At 54.1% G+C, this 20,354-nt stretch carries 17 protein-coding genes; 10 read left to right on the top strand and 7 right to left on the bottom strand.

Annotated elements, in window-relative coordinates; genetic code table 11:
• Positions 1-156 precede the first annotated feature (156 nt).
• Entirely contained in the window at positions 157-921 is a 765-nt protein-coding gene (locus tag ACQYWX_RS16040) for a substrate-binding periplasmic protein (protein WP_431685511.1), read from the top strand.
• Positions 922-1,685: 764 nt separating this feature from the next.
• A complete protein-coding gene (locus ACQYWX_RS16035; protein ID WP_431685510.1) occupies positions 1,686-3,791 on the top strand; it encodes a GmrSD restriction endonuclease domain-containing protein in 2,106 nt (701 codons plus the stop codon).
• Positions 3,792-3,957: 166 nt separating this feature from the next.
• Here ACQYWX_RS16035 and ACQYWX_RS16030 read toward each other — a convergent pair whose 3' ends face one another.
• On the bottom strand, positions 3,958-4,839 hold the full coding sequence (locus ACQYWX_RS16030; RefSeq protein WP_431685509.1) for a LysR family transcriptional regulator: 882 nt from the start codon (positions 4,837-4,839) through the stop codon (positions 3,958-3,960).
• A gap of 110 nt (positions 4,840-4,949) precedes the next feature.
• Between ACQYWX_RS16030 and ACQYWX_RS16025 the strand changes: the two genes are divergently transcribed.
• From ACQYWX_RS16025 to ACQYWX_RS16010, 4 genes are all read left to right on the top strand, one after another.
• The gene (locus tag ACQYWX_RS16025) at positions 4,950-5,858 is read left to right on the top strand and encodes an MBL fold metallo-hydrolase (RefSeq protein ID WP_431685508.1); all 909 of its coding nucleotides are present in this window, start codon (positions 4,950-4,952) and stop codon (positions 5,856-5,858) included.
• Positions 5,859-5,993: 135 nt separating this feature from the next.
• Positions 5,994-6,764 (top strand): nuclear transport factor 2 family protein, encoded by a 771-nt coding sequence (locus ACQYWX_RS16020; protein WP_431685507.1) that lies wholly within the window; start codon positions 5,994-5,996, stop codon positions 6,762-6,764.
• A gap of 313 nt (positions 6,765-7,077) precedes the next feature.
• Entirely contained in the window at positions 7,078-8,352 is a 1,275-nt protein-coding gene (locus tag ACQYWX_RS16015; protein WP_431685506.1) for an ATP-grasp domain-containing protein, read from the top strand.
• Between the two features lie 545 nt (positions 8,353-8,897).
• Complete coding sequence (locus tag ACQYWX_RS16010; RefSeq protein WP_431685505.1) at positions 8,898-9,374, top strand: hypothetical protein; 477 nt, start codon at positions 8,898-8,900, stop codon at positions 9,372-9,374.
• A gap of 104 nt (positions 9,375-9,478) precedes the next feature.
• On the opposite strand, the gene ACQYWX_RS16005 is transcribed toward ACQYWX_RS16010, so the two are convergent.
• The 6 genes from ACQYWX_RS16005 to ACQYWX_RS15980 form a co-directional block, all read right to left on the bottom strand.
• The gene (locus ACQYWX_RS16005; RefSeq protein WP_431685504.1) at positions 9,479-11,593 is read right to left on the bottom strand and encodes a TonB-dependent receptor; all 2,115 of its coding nucleotides are present in this window, start codon (positions 11,591-11,593) and stop codon (positions 9,479-9,481) included.
• 125 nt (positions 11,594-11,718) lie between these two features.
• Entirely contained in the window at positions 11,719-12,648 is a 930-nt protein-coding gene (locus ACQYWX_RS16000; RefSeq protein WP_431685503.1) for a sucrase ferredoxin, read from the bottom strand.
• Positions 12,639-13,496, bottom strand: coding sequence for an ABC transporter ATP-binding protein (locus ACQYWX_RS15995; RefSeq protein ID WP_431685502.1), 858 nt, complete (start codon positions 13,494-13,496; stop codon positions 12,639-12,641). Before ACQYWX_RS15995 ends, ACQYWX_RS16000 begins: the two co-directional genes overlap by 10 nt.
• A 140-nt stretch (positions 13,497-13,636) precedes the next feature.
• Complete coding sequence (locus ACQYWX_RS15990; protein WP_431685501.1) at positions 13,637-14,671, bottom strand: FecCD family ABC transporter permease; 1,035 nt, start codon at positions 14,669-14,671, stop codon at positions 13,637-13,639.
• Positions 14,664-15,686: a FecCD family ABC transporter permease gene (locus ACQYWX_RS15985; protein ID WP_431685500.1), complete on the bottom strand. Its 1,023-nt coding sequence runs from the start codon at positions 15,684-15,686 to the stop codon at positions 14,664-14,666. Before ACQYWX_RS15985 ends, ACQYWX_RS15990 begins: the two co-directional genes overlap by 8 nt.
• Positions 15,687-16,688 (bottom strand): ABC transporter substrate-binding protein, encoded by a 1,002-nt coding sequence (locus ACQYWX_RS15980; protein ID WP_431685499.1) that lies wholly within the window; start codon positions 16,686-16,688, stop codon positions 15,687-15,689.
• 136 nt (positions 16,689-16,824) lie between these two features.
• On the opposite strand from ACQYWX_RS15980, the gene ACQYWX_RS15975 reads away from it, so the two are divergent.
• From ACQYWX_RS15975 to ACQYWX_RS15960, 4 genes are all read left to right on the top strand, one after another.
• Positions 16,825-17,070, top strand: coding sequence for a hypothetical protein (locus tag ACQYWX_RS15975; protein ID WP_431685498.1), 246 nt, complete (start codon positions 16,825-16,827; stop codon positions 17,068-17,070).
• Positions 17,071-17,252: 182 nt separating this feature from the next.
• Entirely contained in the window at positions 17,253-17,504 is a 252-nt protein-coding gene (locus tag ACQYWX_RS15970) for an acyl carrier protein (protein WP_279504892.1), read from the top strand.
• Positions 17,497-18,648 (top strand): acyl-CoA dehydrogenase family protein, encoded by a 1,152-nt coding sequence (locus ACQYWX_RS15965; protein ID WP_431685497.1) that lies wholly within the window; start codon positions 17,497-17,499, stop codon positions 18,646-18,648. The genes ACQYWX_RS15970 and ACQYWX_RS15965 overlap by 8 nt, the downstream gene beginning before the upstream one ends.
• A 154-nt stretch (positions 18,649-18,802) precedes the next feature.
• A complete protein-coding gene (locus tag ACQYWX_RS15960) occupies positions 18,803-20,353 on the top strand; it encodes an amino acid adenylation domain-containing protein (protein WP_431685496.1) in 1,551 nt (516 codons plus the stop codon).
• Position 20,354 lies beyond the last annotated feature (1 nt).

Here is a 20,354-nt window from a genome sequence, read left to right as displayed (position 1 = left end):
AAAAAGGAGATGATCAGAGCAGACTGCTTTAACCGGTAGCCACCTAACGTACGAGGCGTCTACCGGCAGCAAGCGCGTTACGCTAAGGCGGCGTCAAACGGACGCAGGGAAAGCCACGCTTTTTCACATGCCTTTGTCAAAGAAGTTAGAGCAAGAATGACCCTACGAAAGCTGTTGGCGGGTATCTTTCTGAGAAGCCTCGTCGTTCTCCTGATCGGGATATGGCCGCCGAAGGGAGGGGCGCACGCGGAAGAGTTCAGAGTGCTGGCTCATAACACGGAATTCCCTCCCTATTATTTCTACCAGGATGGAGTCCCAACCGGCTTCTACAAAGACTTTTTCGACGCCATCAGTCGCATCACGGGCGACACCTTCATCTCTCAAACACACCCCTTGGCCCGCGGCTTGATGATGTTCAATGAAAATCTGGTGGATATCGAGTCGGGGGTGAATCCCGCATGGCGGGCAGGGGAGAAAACCCTGGGGCTGTTTACCATTCCCTATGCGCAATCCGTCGACATCCTGCTGTTCGGCCGCAATAAAAGCCTGCCCGTCGAAGCGCCCTCAGACTTAATCGGCAAACGCATCGGCGTCGTGCGCGGCTACCAATATCCAACCTTCACCAAACTATTCCAAAGCGGCGCCATCGAACGCTACGACGTCAACGGCGAATCCCAACTCCTCACCATGCTACTCGCCGGCCGCCTGGACCAGGTCATCATCAACAAAGACCTCGTCCTCTACCGAATGCGCGAAAACCCCGTCTACCGAGGCCTCGAACCCGGCTTCGAAGTCGGCGGCGTAGACGTCATGCTGCGCATCCACCCCAACAAAGCCGCGGCGCTGGACCGGTTGAATGCGGCGATTAAGGCGTTGGTTGATAGTGGAGAGATTGAGGGGATTTGGGGGCGGTATCGGTAATAACAGGAGCGTTAAAGCAATAGAAAAGATGCTGACTGAATAGTGTTATGATTTTCCTGCCGGACGCCCAAGTCGGGCAACGCCCACCCCAACTAAAAAACCTGCTCAAGCAATGAACGAACTTAAAGACGGGTATCAATGAATAGATAAGTAAAATGGCAAAAAGGCTCTCCAAAATGGGAGGGGATTTTTCTAGCGTCAACAAAGTTTCCCAACGGGCTCGGAGAAAACCAGCTACTGCGGTGGAAAGACAACTGCTGGTATGACCTGCCCGGCGAAGAAAAAGTACCTGATACGCATATCATTGTCGGATTCATCTCGACTACAGAAATAGTCGCCCGCTTTCGCGGCGAATGGCCAGAGTGGGACACGGAGGAATAGGGCCTTTCTTTTAACGAAATGCTGGGAAAATTTAAAAGTCCTGTTATGCTTCCTTTAATTCCTAAAGCCTGATTACTTGAAGCAGCAGCCCATAAGCTGCTGCCATCTTGTCTGTATGGAGTGAACACAAGAGTACATCGTCAGAGAAACCGGACATGGCCGCGCCACAGTGGTATTGCGCTATAAAGAAGCGGCGCAGAGGGTAAATCAAGAAACTATCTCTGCTGTTGTTCGGCTGCGGCATTCGTGATCTGTTGTTGGTCCAATCTGCAGTCTCAGTGAATTAAGCCCTAAGGACAGGAAACGCGGTATGCAGATTACTGAGAATACTTTTGAATACAACTGAGCAGGTGTGTTCAATGTTAGATGGAGCTTGATGTGATATGAAAGCAACTGAAGCGAAACTGTTGGAGTTTTTGAAAAAGTCACCGCAATTTGTCATTCCAATTTATCAACGAACGTACTCTTGGAAAGAAAAAGAATGCCAGCAGTTGTGGGATGATATCATTCGCAGCGGCAATAATGTTGATATCAATGCCCATTTCATGGGGTCTGTTGTTTATGTCGAGAAAGGCCTCTACTCTGTATCGTCTCAAACACCACTCTTAGTAATCGACGGTCAGCAACGTTTAACAACTATTACCCTTTTAATTTCAGCGTTAACGGAGGTGATTGGTGAGCAAGAGCCTTTAGAAGATTTCAGTTGTACCAAATTAAAGGGCTATTATTTAACTAATCCTTTGGAAAGCGGTGAGAAGTTCTACAAGCTGGTGTTGTCTCAAGCCGACGATAAGTCATTAAAAGCTATTATAAAGGGGCTTGAGCAGCCAGATAATAGATCTATTCGTGTGGTTGAAAACTATGAGTTCTTCAAGTCGAAGCTGCAAAAGCTTATTGATCTGAAACCAGTTTGCAGTGGACTGGCAAAACTGATGGTTGTTGATATTTCGCTTAACCGGGAGCAAGACAACCCTCAACTTATATTTGAGAGTATGAACTCAACGGGAAGGGAGTTGAGCCAAGCGGATTTGATCCGCAATTATATTCTCATGGGGCTAGAGCCTGAGCATCAAACCCATCTCTACGAACAATATTGGCGACCAATGGAGCTGACATTTGGGCAGCAAGCATATAGCGATTACTTTGACAGCTTTATGCGTCATTTCCTCACCGTAAAGACTCGTGAAATTCCTAAGATTGGTGAAGTATATGAGGTGTTCAAGGAGTATTCGAGACGACCGTTTATCGCAACCAAAGGCGTAGATGAACTGGTTAAAGATATTAGGAACTATGCAGTTTTCTTCTGCGCTTTCGCCTTGGGTAAAGAAAAGGATGAGGAGTTAAAGCTAGCCTTTAAAGATTTGCGAGAACTCAAAGTTGATGTTGCCTACCCATTGTTACTTGAGTTGTATTCAGACTTCTCAGGTGACCTGTTGAGCCACAGTGAGTTTTTGTCCGCTGTGCGTATCATCGAAAGCTATGTATTCAGGCGCGCTATCTGTGAGATCCCAACAAACTCCATGAACAAAACCTTTGCTCGAATGGGTATAGGCCTTAAAAAGGATCGTTATCTTGAAAGCATAAAAGCCGCTTTCATGCTGTTACCATCCTATCGACGTTTTCCTGGCGATGAAGAGTTCCATAGAAAAATTCAAACCAAAGACATTTATAACTTCCGCAGTAAAAGTTACTGGTTGAGGCGCATGGAAAACTTTGGTCGTAAAGAGCGCATTTTGGTCGATGAGTACACAATTGAGCACATCATGCCTCAAGCCGACAATAAAGCAGAAAAGCTACCTTTGGTATGGCGCTCTGAGTTAGGAGATGAGTGGGAGCGTGTTTGGGAGATTTATCGCCATACTCTAGGAAACTTAACTTTAACAGGATACAACACAGAATATAGCAACAGTGCGTTCATCGCTAAGTGTGAACATGAGTATGGTTTTAAATTCAGTCCACTTAAGATGAATGAAGGGATTGCTGTTGAAGCCAAGTGGGATGAAGCTGCTATTCAAAAGCGTGCCAATAAGCTAGCAAATAAAGCGATCGAGGTATGGGTAAAGGTTGAGTTGCCTAAGGATATTTTCGATGCATATAAACCACAAATTGAGCAATCAACGGAATATAGTTTGGCGGACCACCCTCAGCTAGTGACTGGGAAAATGGCTGATATTTATCAGGCATTCCGTAAAGCTGTGTTGGAGCTGGACCCATGTGTGACAGAGGAGGTGAAAAAACTTTATGTCGCCTTTAAAGCCGAAACCAATTTTGTCGATGTGGTGCCTCAGGCGAAGAGACTCCGCTTGTCGCTCAACATGCCTTTCGCCGAAATCGATGACCCTCGTGGACTGTGCAAAGATGTCACGAACTTAGGGCGCTGGGGGAACGGTGATGTCGAAGTAGGTCTCGACAACTTAAATGATATTCCTCATATCTTGGCTTTAGTTACACAAGCATTTGAGCGACAAATTGGTGCAGACGATATCTGACGTAAGCCGATGCCATTAATTTTTCGAGTTAAAAAACAACAAAAAATGACAGACAAACTAGCCAAAAGTAGTTGGTGGTGAAAGCATAAAATGAGTGTCCAGCGCTTACGAGTGCTTCAACCTTTAGCAAAGATATATATTATTACAACGAATACAAAACTCTCCCCTAACCCAACTCCAACCGCTCCCCCAACAACTCCAAAAACCACCTTACCCGATAGGGCAGAAATTGTCGGGTGGTGTAGAGGGCGGTGACGGTGAAGTTTTCGGTGGGGGTGGCGGGGAGGAGTTCGATTAGTTTTCCTTCTTGCAGGTCTTGTTCGTAGAGCCATCTTGGGCCCCAGTTGACGCCCATGCCGCTTTTTACGAAGTAGGCGATGGATTTGAGGCTGTTGGCCATGATGGCGCTGCGGATTTTTGCGGCGGGGAAGTGGCTGCCGTCCTGGAATTGGATGTCGGATTTGGCTTGCAGTTGGGAGTAGAGCACGAAGTGGTGTTGCGCCAGATCGCTGATCTTTTTCGGGGTTCCGTGGGCTTTCAGGTATTCCGGGCTGGCCGTCAGCACTCGGGGGATTTCTCCCAGATACTTGGCGTACATTTCCGAGTCTTCGATGCGGCCGAGGCGGATGGCGACGTCGATATTGCTTCTTGGCAGATCAGCGATGTCCGCCCCCAGGATCAGCTCGACGCTTAGCTCGGGTGCGAGCTTCAGCATCTGCTCGACAATGGGAGCGATGAAGGTGTCACCCAGATCCACGGTAGTGGCGATTCGAAGATGTCCTTTGACGTCTTTGCTGTTGCTGAAAATCTCTTCTTCCAGAGCGTCCTGCTCGTCCAACAGCCTGCGCAGGCCCTGATAGTAGGCTTTGCCCAGTTCGGTAGGCGTGGTTTGGGCGGTGGAGCGGTTCAGCAGTTTCGCCTTCAGGCGTTGCTCAAGTTTGGCGACCTTGCGACTCACCGTCGAAGGCTCCATGTTCAGTTGCTGCGCCGCCTGTTTGAAGCCGCCGGCTTCGACGACGCGAATAAAGATCGCTTCAGGAGAGCTCATCTTATTGCACTTTTTGCATTTAGGTTTTGCAATCCTAGGTATTCATATCAATAAGTGCAACTAAATATACTGGATGCAGGTTCACATTAATTCGCAGTTGGGTATCTGGTATGAAACATTCACTTAAACGCATTTTTGCATCCCTCGTCGTTTCACTAGCGACCATTCTGACTGGCGCGCCCGCCAAGGCGGCGCTGCAGGAAACCGTCTATAAAGTCGCCGACAACCTGTATTCCTTCAGCCTGGACGGCGGTTATATCTCCATGTTCGCCATCACGGACAAAAGCGTCGTCGTTTTCGAGACGATGAACTCACAACATGCGCAAGCCATGCTGACCGCTATCAGAAAGATAACCGCCAAGCCCGTCAAATACGCCTTTCACAGCCACAATCACTGGGATCACGCCAGCGGCGGTCAGGTGTTTATTCAAGCCGGCGCGGAAACTGTCGCTCATGAAGAAGCGGCGGCCTGGATGCGGGCCAATCCCTATCCGGACATGACGGCGCCGACATTAACCTGGAAGGGCGACTACAAGCAGTTCGATGTGGATGGCCTGAAAATCGACCTGCATTATTTCGGCATGAATCACGGCCTGGGCATGACCGTTTTCTATCTGCCGCAAAGCAAAACCGCCTATCTGGCGGATATCGTGACGCCGAACCGGGTTATCTTCTCCGTCGTGCCGGACTTCAATCTGCGGGAGTGGGAGAGAACCCTGAATGAGGTGCTTAAACTCAACTTCGACACCGTCATTTTCTCTCACAACGAAAAAGCCGAGCCTCTAAAAGGCGGCGACAAAGAGGATGTCAAAGCGCAACTGACCTACCTGCAGGACCTGCGCGCCGAGTTTTATGCTGAACTTAAGAAAGGCGCGCCGCCCATGGCCATCGCCTCCACATTGCGGTTGCCCAAATACAAAGATTGGGTCGGCTATGATGAATGGCTGTCGATGAACGTCTGGCGCATCCTGGCGGATGAATTCATGGGGCCGTTCCCCTGGCGTCCTGCGCAGGATTGATCATCCCGCAGACGTGCTTCCGAAAAAGCCAGGTCTGCGTAGGTCGGGCCTGGCTTCTACAGCTGGTAAAACTGATATAACTGCTATAACCGGGTATAGCTGGGGCTGCATCAAAACCAAAAAAGGAGTCGCATCATGTTGAGTGAACTGAGCAACAAAGAGAAAGTCTTCAAACTGCTGAAAGGCATAGAAACCGGCGACCCGGACGCCGCCAGCGTCGTCAACGAGAAGCGATATGTGCAGCACAATCCTCATACCGGCGAGGGCAGCCTGGGACTGGCGGAGCTGTTCAAGCAAATCGCCAAGACCGGACCTAAAGTGACGATGGTGCGGGCGTTTGAAGATCAGGATTTTGTGTTCGCCCACATGAAATACGAGTTCTCCTCAGTTAAGGCGGCGTTTGAGGTGTTTCGTTTCGAAGACGGCCTGGCGGTGGAGCACTGGGACAATCTCCAGCCACTGGCGGGCCCAAACCCTTCCGGGCACGGCATGCTGGATGGCCCGCAACAATCCAGTGACTTGCATTTGACGGAGACCAATAGAACGTTGGTGCGGGAATACGTGAACGAAGTACTGATAAATCGACAACTGCAACGGCTGGAGGACTTCGTCTCCAGCACAGACTTTATCCAGCACAATCCCGAGATGCGCGATGGCGTTGCATCCCTCCACGAAGCTCTGTCCTTAGGAGAAAATGATCGTTACGCCTTGACCTATACCACCTTGCACCGAGTCCTGGCGGAAGGCGACTTTGTACTCAGCGTCAGCGAAGGCCTGTGGCGCGATACGCACAGCTCATTCTACGACCTGTTCCGAGTGCAAGAAGGCAAACTAGTCGAACACTGGGACACCATAGAACCCATCCCTCCCAGGTCGCAATGGAAAAATGACAATGGGAAGTTTTGATTTCGGTGATCAGGCCTGTCTGGTTTGATTCAGACTCAGTTGTTGGAAGGCGCTGCGCTTTTCCAACCTACAAGTAGCGAACAATCTATAAACCGTAGGTTGGATAAGCGCAGTGCCATCCAACACTCTTATTCAATATTCTTACTCAACGCAATTACTCAATACTCTTGCCCAATGTCACTGAAATGCATCCCGTGTATTGCAACACTTGGGAATCACTATGAAAGACCACATTAATATTGAACTTCGCAAAGGCGAGTCGAGGTTGTTTCACAGGGGAACGCCGACTGAGTGGTGAGTTAAGGAGTTTTGCGTGAAGAAAGCCAAGGTGCTGGTGATTGGGGGAGGGCATATACAGCTCCCGCTGATCGAGGAAGGCGTGGAGTTGGGGTTTGAAGTGTTTGTGGTGGATGACAGGGATGGGATGATTGATCCGGCGCTTGTTGAGCGCATTCAGCGGGTTCCCTTTAACCGTCATGATAAGAAAAGCATTGTCGAGTACGCGTCTACGCATGCATTCGACGGGATCGTGTCCGCCGGCAGTGATCGCTCGATCAAGTTGATGGCGGAGTGCGCCGCCCAATGCGGAATCAGCACTTATGTGTCGGAGGCGTCCGCCGCGCTGCCGCTGGATAAATTGCGTATGGCTGAGTTGTTGAGAGCCGCTGATTTGCCTACACCCCGCTATGATTTTGTCGAGTCCTATGAGCAGGCCGCCTCGCTGGCGGAAGCCTTGGGTTATCCCGTGGTGGTTAAGCCAGTTGACGGTACGGGACAGGAGGGCGTGGGAGCCGCCGCCGATCCCGAGCAGTTGAAATTGGTAGTTCAGTCCGCCCTGAATGCTTCCGTGAAATCGCGGGCGATCATTCAGGAGTTTGTGGAAGGCGTTGAATACAGTCTGAGCGGCTTTATCTATCGCGGGCGAGTCGCGCCCTTCATCGCCTCATACCGAGGCAGCCCATCGCGGACGGAAGCGGGATTTGGCGTCGCATTAACCAAGCAATATCCGACGGATCTTCCGGCTGAGTTACTCGATCAACTCAGAGCCGACATGGAAACCGCGCTGCAACAAATGGGCGTCGACACTGCGCCGTTTTTCGCCCAGGTGATCGTCACGTCCTCCCACGCAAAGCAATATCGCATCATCGAAGTCATGCCCAGAATCGGCGGCGGCGAAGAAGCCAGATTCGTTCGCGCCGCAACCGGATTTAACCTCGCCAAAGCAACCCTGCTGGCGTCTTTGGGCAGGGAGTTCAACGTCGACGACCTGGTGGACGCCGACGGGAATAACGCCGTGCTGCTCAGGTTTTTCACCACCGAAAACGGCGTATTAAAAAGCATCTCAGGCCTGGAGGAGGCTCAGTCGCTGGATGGCGTCAGGGATATAAAAATCTATCCCCGCATCGGTGACGGAGTTAGCTCTCTGAACGACAGCAATGACCGCGCCGGATATTTGATGACCGTGGGCGCAACTCCGGCGGAAGCAGAACATGTGTCGGCGCTGGCGACGGCGAAGGTCAGGCTGGTAGTTGAGGCGGTAGTCAATGATGAAACTGCGCCCGGTCATGCTCCGGTTATCTTAAACTAAAGCGTTGGGGCGGGGAGGGGATCTGAAGCGCATCATAACCTTTCGGTAAGGTAAGTTGACCTAGTCTTCATTGAGGTTTAGGCAGATGATTTAACAGGCGCGTTTTGAGGCGCGTTTTCATTGCCCGGAGGTTGCTATATGCGGAGTCCCAACTTTGTCCCAAATTATTCGGGAAAGATGCATACCTTCTGATATTCCTTAAATAAAAAAGAGCGATTTCGTCGTTACCGGTCATGTGAAATCGCTCGGTTTGCGTGTATAGCAAGGGATAACGAAGCCGCCGCAGCCTGTAACTCAGTTATTGGAAGGCGCTGCGCTTTTCCAACCTACAAGTAGCGAACAGTCTATAAACCGTAGGTTGGATAAGCGCAGCGCCATCCAACACTTTGACTCCCCCTCAATACCTCTTTAATCGTATAGCTAGCCGCTGGTCGAAAATGCTGTGTAATGAAACCCAGCAAGAGGCCGCATAAATCCTGAGTCTCACAGGGGGGAATTGGAATACACTGAGAGTTCGTTTAGCCATTTACAAATAGGTTTATACCATGGCGATGCCTAAAAAAGGCTCAAGAGAAATATCTGTCGACGGTATTGATTACCGATGGAGGGTTTCCAGGTACAGAATTATTTCTGACTGGCGGAAAGAGACGGAGGTATTGGATGAAAGATACTTAAAGGCGGCGGAAAGGTATGGATTGGGCCAAGTTGCTGATGTGGTGTTTAAAATAACGGTCGAACTCAGAAACGACCCGGTCTCGGTCATTTCAGTCAATTATTTTGGTTTGGTGGTAGATGGTTTTCTGGGTATAGACCAATTGGTGAGCATTAAGCCCAAACTCGTTTCAGAGATTGTTCGCGCTAGCATTCAAGCCGGATGGAATCCTGAAAGACAGGGGAACCATACTGTTGAAATCATCGAGAATACGAACCAGACCCACAGGCCAGCAATTCTGCTTCTGCCGGGCTTCTCCGGCGAGATCAAGGATTATGATAATTACGTAAAGGTCATTCAAATTAAGTGAGCCGGCATAGTAAAAGCTGGTTTCTAACAGCGCGGCGGTATGCAGCCAAACAAGAAGACCAGCCAAACGCTGGTCTTCTTGCAGGGGGCTGTTAGCGAGACGGTTTAAAAGTCCACGCTATAGCCCAGGGTGAAGGTGCGGCCGCGGCCTTTGAAGTAGCGGTCGTCGTTTATCAGGGCGCTTTGTGAGTAGTAGGTGAAGTAGTCCTCATTGAACAGGTTGGCCACGGCCAGAGAGACCTTGCCGGCGTTCAATTGATAGTCGAGGGTGGCGTCCACCAGGGTGTAGCCGTCAAACTCCTTTGCCGGATCATCGAAGCTGCGATCGAAGGCGTGGCTGGCTTGCAGGGCGGTGCTGAGCTCATCTGTCCAGCGCGCATTCCAGCCTGCTGTCAGTCTGTTCGGCGGGATGTTGAGTCCGTCCAGTTTGCTGTCCAGCACGCCATCGGCGTCGCTGTCGTACTCACCGTTGATGCGCGAGTAGGCCAGTTTCACCCGGTGCCGTTCGTGAACCTGAACGCCAAGTGTGGCTTCCCATCCATCGATTTCCGTTCTTTCCCGTTTCACAAAATAAACGCCGTCGATATTTTCCAAGCGTGAGCCCAGGTCGGAGTCGGACTGGTAATAGCTCAACTCGAAATCCACGGGTTTGAAATCGATCCGCACCCCGATTTCACGATTGTCGGTCAAGATCGGTTGCAGATTGAGGAAGTCGTCCACATCCTGATCCGGCTTGTTGATGCCCCGCAGCACGCGGCCCACGTCAGGCATTCCAAAGCCTTCCGAATAGTTGGCGAACACGCTGAGCCAGGTCAATGGCGTCACCACGACGCCGGCGTTATACAAGGTTTCGCTGAAGTCGGGATTGCCGCCTTCCACCGTAACGCCATTGGCGGACGCCAGGGTCTGGAAAGAGTCTACATCCAGCTCCGCGTGCTCGTAACGCACACCGGCGTGCAAAACTAAACTGTCCATGGGCTGCACTTGAGCCTGCAGGAACGGAGCGTAGTTGTTGTAGGACGTTTCCGGCACCCAACTGCGGTTGGTCAGCACCAGTCTTTGCTGGGTGGTGTCCCGCAGCAGATCCAGTCCACCGGTCAGCTTCAACTTTTTATCGAACAGATCCTGCTTGCTCAGTGTGAATTTGGCGCCGAGTTTATCCGACTCATTCTGCGACTGGTCATACAGCGTGCCGACCGGGGCAATGTCCTCGTCCTGGAACGTTGAGGTGAGGGTGGCGCCGAAGCGGCCTTCGAACTGCTGGCTATATCCCTGTGCGGTAAAGACCATGCCGTTGAGATCGTGATGCTCGTATTTCAGGCTGGCGGTGAGCACCCTGTTGCGGGGCGCTCCGCCTTCTGGCTCGCCTTTCTCAGAGGTGGTGGGAACGCCCTCGCTGCGGTCGCCCGTGACGCTCACGTAATTCATGTCGCCTTTGGCTTGGTAGTGATTGACTTCCAGTTCGATATTCTGGTCGTCGTCCAGCCAGTAGCCCAGCTTGAGGAACAGGTCATAGGCTTGTGAATCCATCAGGTCGCCCTGAGTGTTGTCGACCCCTACCGGGGAGCCGTCGGCGTCCAGATACAACCCTTGCGTTTCGTAGCTGAGGCCGGCCAGATACTCAAAATCCTGTTGCGCGCCTTCCACCCGGTAGTCCAACTTATAGCCCAGTGTGTCGGAGTCCAGCTTGCGGGCGGGAGTGGTGACCTGAACCCCTGCATGCTGCTTGAGTTCAACCCCGCTGGGACGGCGCGTGATGAAGTTAATAATGCCGCCGGTGGCGCCCAGGCCGTGAATGGCGTTGGCGCCGTGAATCACTTCGATGCGCTCCACCATGGACAGGTCAATGGTATGGCCAGAACGGGACGCGTTTCTAAGCGGGTTGGACTGCGGCACGCCATCGATCATGAACAGCACCGCGCGGCCACGGAAGGTTTCCCCGCTGCTGGTCAGCTTTTGTCGATTAGGCGAGTAGGCCGGCAGCAGGTTGCTCAGAATTTGCGACGAATCGGACGTCAACGCCAACTGTTCTTCGATCTCTTCCCTGGTGATTATAGTGACGACTTGAGGGGAGTCCTTCTCCCCTGTAGCGGACCGAGTGGAGGTAATCACGACCTCATCCAGCACCGTAGTCGGCTGCGCGGCCTGAGCCTGCGCGGAGAGGAAAAACGCCGCCAGCGGTGTGAGCGCCAGGGCGTGCAGGGAAGGTTTTGACAGCATGGACAATTCCTTAATGATTGTCTTGGGACATGAATGAAGGAGAAAAATAGCCAGAAGTGCAATGTAATAAAAATGATAATTATTATCAATCGCATTAAGCGGCGACTGACGAATTAACTCCTGACTCAGGCGTTTCCCTGCGTTTCGCTTGCTCGCCATGTGCGGCGATCTGAGGGGCCGCCGCCCGCGTCAATATCCGAACACATGTCGTAGCGCAGGAAAGACGTGGCCTTCAGATGGATAATCAGACGTCCGTCCGCAGTATCGGATCGCCAGAAAAACGCGATCTCCGCCTGGTTTTCGCCGTCGCTGTGTTCAGCGACAATTTCCAACTGAGTCGGCTGATGTCCCTCCGCGCCAAGACGCTTGCGCGCTTCGATCTCGGCAATTTGCTGGACTGGCGTCAAAGCGCTGTTTCCACGAAAGCAGGGCAGATAAGGAAGGTTGCTCATCTCGCTTTCCAGCAGGGGCTGGGCGCGCTCAGGCTCGATACGCCCGTATTTGCGCATGTCGGGAAACACCAGGGCGGTGGCCGCGAAACGACAGCCTCCCAGGTGAGAGCTTTGCCAGACTTCAACGCCTGGGAAATTCTGCGCGGCCAGCTCCAGCGCCTTGAAGCCCGCGACGCCGAACTTGGCGCAACACTTGTCCTTGACGCCATGGGTGCAGCAAAGCACGACCTTGGCGGGCGCCGGGCCGCTACGCCATGCCGCCAACGAGCGCCCCTGCTGCAACGCCAGCAGAAACGCCGCCAGTTGTTCGCAGGGAATATCGTACGCCTCCCGTTCGGGCATCAGATAGGCGCGACGCAGGGACTTGGACTGATCCGCCCGATGCATCAGGTTCACCCGGCGGCCTTGGGCGACCAGTTCTGCGACAAGCCCGGACTCGGTTTCGCTCATATCCTTAGCCTGATGGTAAGTGCGCGTCCAACCGGCGATGGGCCAGCTCAGCAATAGATTGCTTTGCGGATGAAAGCCCGTTCCCGCCAGAGGCTCATCGGCGTCCTGACTGGCCTGGGCGCAGAACTTTGGCGTGGCGGCGCCTAGACGCATGCTTCGCTCCGTTTGTCATGCTCTTGAGTTTGCGTCGGTATGCGTGTGGTTTTGCCGAAGGGGATGCATAACGGCGAGCCGAACAGGGGATCGCGGATAATGCGGCAGCCCAGGTCGAACACCGCACTGACGGTTTCCTCGGTGATGATCTCCTCCGGACTGCCCTGGGCGTAGACGTTGCGATGCTGGATCGCCACGATGTGGTCCGCGTAGCGACAGGCCAGATTGAGATCGTGCAGGACCATGACGATGGTCTTTTGCTCGCGGTCATTCAGGTCGCGCAACAAGTCGAGAATTTCAATCTGATGGGTGAGGTCCAGGTAGGTGGTGGGTTCGTCCAGCAGCAGAATCTCCGTGTTCTGCGCCAGGGTCATGGCGATCCAGGCGCGCTGTCGCTGGCCTCCAGACAGTGAATCCACGGGTTGATGCTGTAGGGCGGTGAGGCCGGTATCATGCAGCGCTTTTTCAACCAACCGTTCGTCTTCCTGCGACCATTGCCGCAGCAAGCCTTGATGGGGGTAGCGGCCCTGTCTGACCAGTTGATGTACGGTCAGCCCCTCCGGCGCTAATGGCCCTTGGGGCAGCATGGAGAGCTTCTGCGCTACCTGCCGGGTAGGGCTTCGCTGTATTTCCTGGCCGTCCAGCAATACGCACCCTTGCTGGGGTTTAAGCACTCTGGCGAAAGATTTCAGCAGCGTGGACTTGCCGCAGCCGTTACTGCCGACGAACACAGTCACCTTGGCCCGGGGAATTCTCAGGTTCAGCGCTTCAATGATGACCTTCTGCTCATAGCCCAGCGTCAGGTCGCGGCTTTCCAGCGGGTGTTCGGTCGTTGTCGTAATGCTCATGACGATCTCACTATTAATCAGGCGGACAAATGCGTCCTTCTATTTGTCTGCAACGACAGGCCTGTGCATGTCAGGCCCTGTTTCCTGCAGCTAGGCGCCGCCATGCGCCTGTTCATTAACATGTCAGTATCATCGCCATGTTAATAATGACGCTGTCGATACAGCAGATAGATAAAAAACGGCGCTCCCACACTGGAAACGAATACCCCGGCGGGAATGTCCAGCGGCAGAAAGACGGTGCGGCCAATGGTGTCGGCCAGCGCCACCATGCCGCCGCCGATCATAGCCGCCACCGGCGCCAGACTGGAGAAGGAGCGATCCACCAGATGGCGCGCCATATGCGGCGCAATCAGGCCGACAAAGCCAATAGCGCCGGTATAGGCGACGGCGGAGCCGGCCAGGGCGACGCTGATCAATAACAGGATAAAGCGGTTACGCTGCACCGGAACGCCGAGGTTGATGGCGATAGCGTCGCCCATCTCCTGAATATCAATGGTCCGCGCCAGCAGCAGCGACAGTGGGCCCAGGATCAGCAGCCAGGGCGCCAAAGCCTGCACGTCGCTCCATTCCGAGCCGTACACGCTGCCGGTCAGCCACACATAAGCGCTCATGCTGGTGGCGATGGGGCTGATGACGATCATCAGCGTGGTGAGCGCGCTGAGTCCGGCGGACAGTCCGATGCCAATCAACACTAGACGAATGGGGGATACGCCCTGCCGCCACGCCAGCGCATAGATCAACAAGGACGTGCAGGCCGCGCCGAGAATGGCCGCTACCGGCAGCCAGTGGATGCTGACGGCGCCCGCCAGAAACGACAGAAAAAACACCGCCGCCGCAGACGCGCCGCTGGTGATGCCGATAATGTCGGGAGAGGCCAGGGGATTCCTGATAACGCTCTGCAGGATCAGGCCGGACAGCGCCAGCGCGGAACCTGCCAGAAACGCCATCAGTACTCTGGGCAGTCGCAGGGTTTCGATAATAAAGGCGTGATCGCCCGGCTCACTGGCGATCAATTCTTTGATCACTTCCAGCGGGGAAATCCAGAGGCTGCCTGTCGCGATAGCGATAAGCGCCAGCGTCAAAGACGCCGCCAGCACCGCCAAAGTGAGAGTCGCCGAGCGTGGGTTAACCTGCACCGACCACCGGTTAAAGCGCAGAGTGATGAGCCTATGCATGCTGCACGCCCCGCCGCGCCAGATAGATGAAAAAGGGCGTTCCCAACAATGCGGTTATCACGCCGATGGGGACTTCCTGGGGCGGTATCAAAAACCGCGCGGCTACGTCGGCGCTCAGTAGCAGGACAGCGCCCAACACCGCGCAGCCCGGTAGCACCCAACGGTAATCCGCGCCGAGCCAGGCGCGGACCATGTGAGGAACGATCAATCCGACAAAGACGATATTGCCGGCGATCGCCACCGCAGCCCCGGCCAGACCGATGATCAAAACTCCCATCAAAAACCGCAGCATCCCGGTGCGTTGTCCCAGGCCCTTTGCTACTTCATCGCCGGACATCAGAACATTGATATGACGGCCCAGAGCCATGCTGGCGATGATGGCCAACAGAATGCAGGGGGCTACCGGCGCCACCAGATCCAGACTGCGTCCCGCCACCGAGCCCGCCAGCCAGAACAGGATGCTGTCCAGCCCTTCCTGATTGATCACCAGCAGACCCTGGGTGAAGGAGACGAACAAGGCGGTGATGGCGGCGCCCGCCAGCACGGTTCTGACCGGCGTCAGGCCATCGCGACCGAGGGCGCTCAGGCAGTAGACCAGGGTTCCCGCGACGGCGGCGCCGGCGAAAGCGATCCAGATATAGTGTTGCAGGGACGGGACGGAGAAAAGCGTGGTCGACAGCGCAATGGCGAACAAGGCGCCGGCGTTGACGCCGAAGATTCCCGGTGAGGCCAGGGGATTACGGGTCAGCGCCTGCATCAGCGCTCCCGCCACCGCCAGCGCGGAGCCGACGCACAGCGCCGTCAACGCCCGGGACAGGCGGGTGGTCGTGACGATGATATGTTCCGTGGAGCCCGGATCGAAAGCGGTGAAAGCGTTCAGCACGACGCTCAACGGCATGGAGATCTGGCCCAGGGCGATGCTGGCGCTGAAGGCTACAGCCAGTATCAGCAACGCGAGGAGAAGTTGCAGGACGCGACCGGAATTCCGTCCCGCCCGTAAATGCTTGAACGACATTTATTGAGACGAACCGGTGAGGCCGAAATGGTCGTAGATCTGATCCAGCATCAGATTCGCCCCAAGGATGCTGCCGGATAAATGCCAGGCTATCTGGTCGACCTGAAAAACCTGATGCTTACGCACGGAGTCCAGGTTCTTCCACAGCGGGTGACGGGTCCAGTCCGCATATCCCTGCAGCACAGCGGGGTCTTCGGTGTTCATAAACACAAAAAAGACATCCGCGTTCATCGCGGGAATGCTTTCCTTGGTAGCCAGCTTCTGCATCCATTGGTCTTGCGGATGATTGGGAGGACTGGCGAAACCCAGCTCATGCAGAATGGAGCCGGTATAGCTGCCCTGAAGATAAAGACGGGCATGATCCGCCCGGAAGTTAATGGCGGATACTTCCTGCGGCCACTGGTCGCCGAGCTTGAGCTGAATTCGCTGCTGAAAATCCGCCACGCGGTCGTTCCAGTTTCGCAGCAGCGTCTCCGCCTGCGCCTGACGGTTCATCGCCAATCCCATCATGGTTACGGTGTCTTTGAAATCAAACACGGTTTCCAGCGCAATAGTCGGGGCGATTTGGGTGAGGTGGCCGTAGATTTTCTCATGGCGTCGCTTTGAGGCGATAATCAAGTCCGGCTTGAGACCGGCGACCACCTCCAGATTGGGCTGGGTCTCCAGCCCCACATGAGGAACGCCCTGGAGATGAGGACGCAGATATTTGTAGGTGGGCTTCTCCGCCCAGGAATCCACCACGCCCACGGGAATAACGCCCAAAGCGATGGCGGTATCCGTCGCTCCCTGAAACAGCGTGACGACTCTGACCGGTGTACCGGATACCTCAGTCACCCCCATAGAATGCTCAATGCGACGCATAGGTTCATCATTGGCGTGAGCGGAGCCAGGTCCAAGCAGAAGTGCGCCAAGACCGATCAGACATGCAGTGAGCGCGACGAGGCCGCGGCGCGATGAGGAAGCCTTGAAAGGCCATAGACTTAGCCGGAATTTGGGTAACATCGGTATGCGTTTCTATCGTACGAAAGGATACGCGCAGTCTAGCTGGGGGGACTAATAATATCAATAAGAAGCATTCTCATTAACGTTTGCGATGATCGCCCATTAGCCTGTTTATCAGCGGGCGAATATCGCCGCAATGAAACATATCGGCGATCTCATTTTCGCCGAACCGGATGCTGCGGTCGCCACTGCGGCTTTCACTCAGAAGCCGTATTATCAAATTCCCAATCTTGTCCCATTTTTGTTCTGCAAGCGTTTGCATCTGAAGCGTTTCAGAGTGGGAAAAGATCAATGCGGTCGCTTGCTGCTATGTCGCACGATCCTTAAAAGCTTGCCTTTGGAAGCGTTCCGCCGTGTTATCAGCGAAGCCAAACATGATTAATATTTGTCAATAAAAACAGCTGACTGGAAGATTGCGCCTATCGATAGGGTTGATATATGATTGCTGCAGATTGGTTCGGCGCCCCAAGATGGGGCTTGAAAAAGAAAGCCTTTTCATAAAAAGCCGAATCGATTTATCAATGGAAAGACCAATGGAATTTTAGCTCGCAAAGGAAAGTAGTAATGGACGTATCTGCGCGTAAAAAATTAGTGTCTGAATACCTGAGCAAACTCGCTGGAAAACAGGATTTGGACGACTCAGTCGACATCTTCGAAACAGGTCTGGTTAACTCCCTGGCCGCTATCCAATTAATCTCCTTTCTCGAAAAAAACTTCAGAATCAAGGTAGAGATTGACGACCTTGATAACGCCAACTTTTGTAGTATTCAGGCTGTCTGTAATTTCTTGGAGAGAAAGGCGGTGGTAAATGCTTAACCGTTTTCTATCGCCTTCTCAAAACCAGTGGCTGCACGCCTTCGAACAGTTTTCCGCCGATGAAGTCGCGCCTTATGCCGATGAGTGGGATCTACACGAGGCGACCCCCGCCTCGGTAGTGAAAAAGCTCGCCCATAACGGCTGGCTGGGCGGCCTGGCGAAAGAGGAAAGCGGCGGCCTTGGCTTCGACGCCACCACTTTCGGACTTCTCAACATGGCGATCGGGGCGGGAAGCGGCTCACTGACGGGCTTGCTGAACGTCCATTCAATGGTGTTGAAAACCATTGAGGACTGGGGAACGCCGGAGCAAAAGCAACAGTATCTGACGCCGCTGGTTAAAGGCGAGATCATTGGCGCGTTCGCGCAAACCGAGATCGGCGCCGGAGGCGATTCCAAGAACCTGTCGACACAGTTTGTCGACGACGGCGACGCCTTGCTGGTCAACGGACAAAAGACCTGGATCACGTTCGCCCAGATCGCAGACCTGTTTCTGGTGTTCGGTAAATATCAGGGGCTGGACACCGCCGCTCTGATTCCTAAAGAAACGCCAGGATTCACCATCACCGCCAAGAAAAACATGCTGGGTTTCAAGAGCGCCTATCTGGCGGTGCTCGACTTCGTCGACGTGCGGATTCCCAAATCGCACATCATCGGGAAACCGGGCTTCGGCCAGAACCTCATTTCCAACAGCGCTCTGGACTACGGCCGCATCAGCGTGGCCTGGGCGGCGCTGGGCGTTCAACAAGCGGCGCTGGCGGCCTCTGCGCGCAGAGCCAACGCCCGCTCCACCTTTGGTGCGCTGCTAGCGGACCAAGGCATCATTCGCGGCTATCTGGCGGAAATGTCCAGTAGTCTGCTTGCCTCCCAACTCATTTGCCTGTCAGCGACAAAAGCCAAGGAATCCCGGGACGAAGACGCTCTGGAGCAGATTCTTCAGGCCAAGTTTTTTGCATCACATGAAGCCGGTACGGCGGCGGCCAAAGCCGTCCAGATTCACGGCGGCCATGGCTGCGATGAGAGTAACGGCGTCAGCCGTCTCTATCGGGATGCGAAAATTTTGCAGGTCGTCGAAGGCAGCAATGAACTGCAAAAAATGCTGATCGGCAAGGAAGTATGTAATCGATACAGCTATAGCGCTGTATAGACTATTTCATAATCCGCTTCTCACCATTTCTATCCTCCAGGCTTGAGACCCAAGGTCTCGGCTGACGGATGCCTGTCGCCCCGGGTTCGTCTGTAACCCTGGGCGCGCTATGGCTCAGGAGCGACACAGCCAGCAATCAAAGGACTCCGGCTCTATGGACACTGGGCGACTTATTACTGATTTTTTCGAGGACACGGCGCGAGACAACCCCAACCCGGCGATACGCTGGGGCAAGGGGGAGGCTCTATCCTGGCGCGAACTGCATGAGCGCGCGCGGCTACTGGCTCAATATCTGATTGATGAGCGTGACCTGCGCCAGGGCGAATGCGTCGCCATTGGTCTGGAGCGAAGTCCGGCGTTTGTGGTGGCGGCTTACGCCGTGCTGCTCGCAGGCGGCGTTTACTTTCCGCTGGATGCGAAAACGCCCGTTGCGCGCATGGCTTCCATGCTGCAGACGGCGCAGTGTCGCGTTGCGTTTTGCAGCGCCGCCCAGGCTGGCCAGATTTCCCAGGCGGGACCGGATCTGGCGCTGATTCTGGCGGAGCGGCTGGAGGATATTTATGTATGCAAACCTGAAATAGACGCGATGCGGAATGCGCCGCAATTGCAGGCGTCGGACCCGGCTTATCTGATCTTTACGTCCGGCACGACAGGAACCCCGAAAGGGGTGCTGGTCAATCACGGCGCGTTTATCAACCGTCTGCAATGGCATCAACAACACAGTGCGATGACGGCGTCGGACATCATTCTGCAACGCACCGCGCTGACCTTTGACGTGTCACTGTGGGAGCTTTTCCTGCCTGCGTTGAACGGCGCCAGTCACTATTTGCTGCGCCCAGGTCTGGAGTCTTTTCCCAGAGGCATCGTGGCGGCGCTGCAAAGTGAAAATATCACCGTGGCGCACTTCGTTCCCAGCCTGCTCAAACCGGTGCTGCAGGAGTTGCAGCATGACGCAACGACGCTGCGCAATGTCTATGTCAGCGGCGAATCGTTGCAGGCCAGTCTGGTCGAACAGTTCCAGGCGCAGCTCGGCTCTAGCTGTCTGCTGACTAACCTGTATGGTCCGACGGAAGCGGCTATCGACGTCAGTTACTACGATTGCGTCGCACCTGCGCCCAAAAACGTGCCCATCGGACAGGCGCTTACCGGTTGCGAGTTATACATTGTCGACCCGGAAACATTAGCGCTGAAAGGTGATCTGGAGCAGGGAGAAATCGCCATTGGCGGAATTTGTCTGGCTGAAGGTTACTACAACCGTCAGGACTTGACGGACAAAGCCTTTGTTTTTCATCCAGAGCTGCAACAACGTATCTATCTGACCGGCGACCTGGGATGGCGTGAAGACGGAGATGTGTTTTTCTGTCAGGGGCGCAAGGACACCCAGGTGAAACTACGCGGGCTGCGCATCGAATTAGGCGAGATAGAACATCACCTGCTTAATCATCCAACGATTACGGAAGCGGTCGCCTGTGTGGTGGACGATGAAGAAGGCGAACAATGGCTGGTCGCCGCCATCGTTACAACGGGAGAAACCCTGGAAGCCCAGGAGCTGCGCCAATTCCTCGCAGCGCAAATGCCTGCCTATATGTTGCCGACCCGATTCTGGCAGGCCGGTAAGTTGCCCAGATCCAGCTCCGGCAAACTCAACCGTAAATCCATTGCGGACAGCATGCGAGACCACTTCTTTGCGGAGGCGGTGGCGTAAC

Source organism: Hahella sp. NBU794, assembly GCF_050749805.1.
GTDB lineage: Bacteria > Pseudomonadota > Gammaproteobacteria > Pseudomonadales > Oleiphilaceae > Hahella.
The sequence above is the reverse complement of the archived record's forward strand: the minus strand, read 5'-3'. Positions and strand labels throughout refer to the sequence as shown.

What these genes read in the sequence shown, in the direction of transcription:
- ACQYWX_RS16030 (WP_431685509.1), bottom strand. Translation starts at nt 4,839, where the DNA reads ATGAGCTCTCCTGAAGCGATCTTTATTCGCGTCGTCGAAGCCGGCGGC.
- ACQYWX_RS16035 (WP_431685510.1), top strand. Translation starts at nt 1,686, where the DNA reads ATGAAAGCAACTGAAGCGAAACTGTTGGAGTTTTTGAAAAAGTCACCG.
- ACQYWX_RS15995 (WP_431685502.1), bottom strand. Translation starts at nt 13,496, where the DNA reads ATGAGCATTACGACAACGACCGAACACCCGCTGGAAAGCCGCGACCTG.
- ACQYWX_RS15975 (WP_431685498.1), top strand. Translation starts at nt 16,825, where the DNA reads ATGAAACATATCGGCGATCTCATTTTCGCCGAACCGGATGCTGCGGTC.
- ACQYWX_RS16000 (WP_431685503.1), bottom strand. Translation starts at nt 12,648, where the DNA reads ATGCGTCTAGGCGCCGCCACGCCAAAGTTCTGCGCCCAGGCCAGTCAG.
- ACQYWX_RS16025 (WP_431685508.1), top strand. Translation starts at nt 4,950, where the DNA reads ATGAAACATTCACTTAAACGCATTTTTGCATCCCTCGTCGTTTCACTA.
- ACQYWX_RS16010 (WP_431685505.1), top strand. Translation starts at nt 8,898, where the DNA reads ATGGCGATGCCTAAAAAAGGCTCAAGAGAAATATCTGTCGACGGTATT.
- ACQYWX_RS15980 (WP_431685499.1), bottom strand. Translation starts at nt 16,688, where the DNA reads ATGTTACCCAAATTCCGGCTAAGTCTATGGCCTTTCAAGGCTTCCTCA.
- ACQYWX_RS15985 (WP_431685500.1), bottom strand. Translation starts at nt 15,686, where the DNA reads ATGTCGTTCAAGCATTTACGGGCGGGACGGAATTCCGGTCGCGTCCTG.
- ACQYWX_RS16020 (WP_431685507.1), top strand. Translation starts at nt 5,994, where the DNA reads ATGTTGAGTGAACTGAGCAACAAAGAGAAAGTCTTCAAACTGCTGAAA.
- ACQYWX_RS15970 (WP_279504892.1), top strand. Translation starts at nt 17,253, where the DNA reads ATGGACGTATCTGCGCGTAAAAAATTAGTGTCTGAATACCTGAGCAAA.
- ACQYWX_RS16040 (WP_431685511.1), top strand. Translation starts at nt 157, where the DNA reads ATGACCCTACGAAAGCTGTTGGCGGGTATCTTTCTGAGAAGCCTCGTC.
- ACQYWX_RS15990 (WP_431685501.1), bottom strand. Translation starts at nt 14,671, where the DNA reads ATGCATAGGCTCATCACTCTGCGCTTTAACCGGTGGTCGGTGCAGGTT.
- ACQYWX_RS15960 (WP_431685496.1), top strand. Translation starts at nt 18,803, where the DNA reads ATGGACACTGGGCGACTTATTACTGATTTTTTCGAGGACACGGCGCGA.
- ACQYWX_RS15965 (WP_431685497.1), top strand. Translation starts at nt 17,497, where the DNA reads ATGCTTAACCGTTTTCTATCGCCTTCTCAAAACCAGTGGCTGCACGCC.
- ACQYWX_RS16005 (WP_431685504.1), bottom strand. Translation starts at nt 11,593, where the DNA reads ATGCTGTCAAAACCTTCCCTGCACGCCCTGGCGCTCACACCGCTGGCG.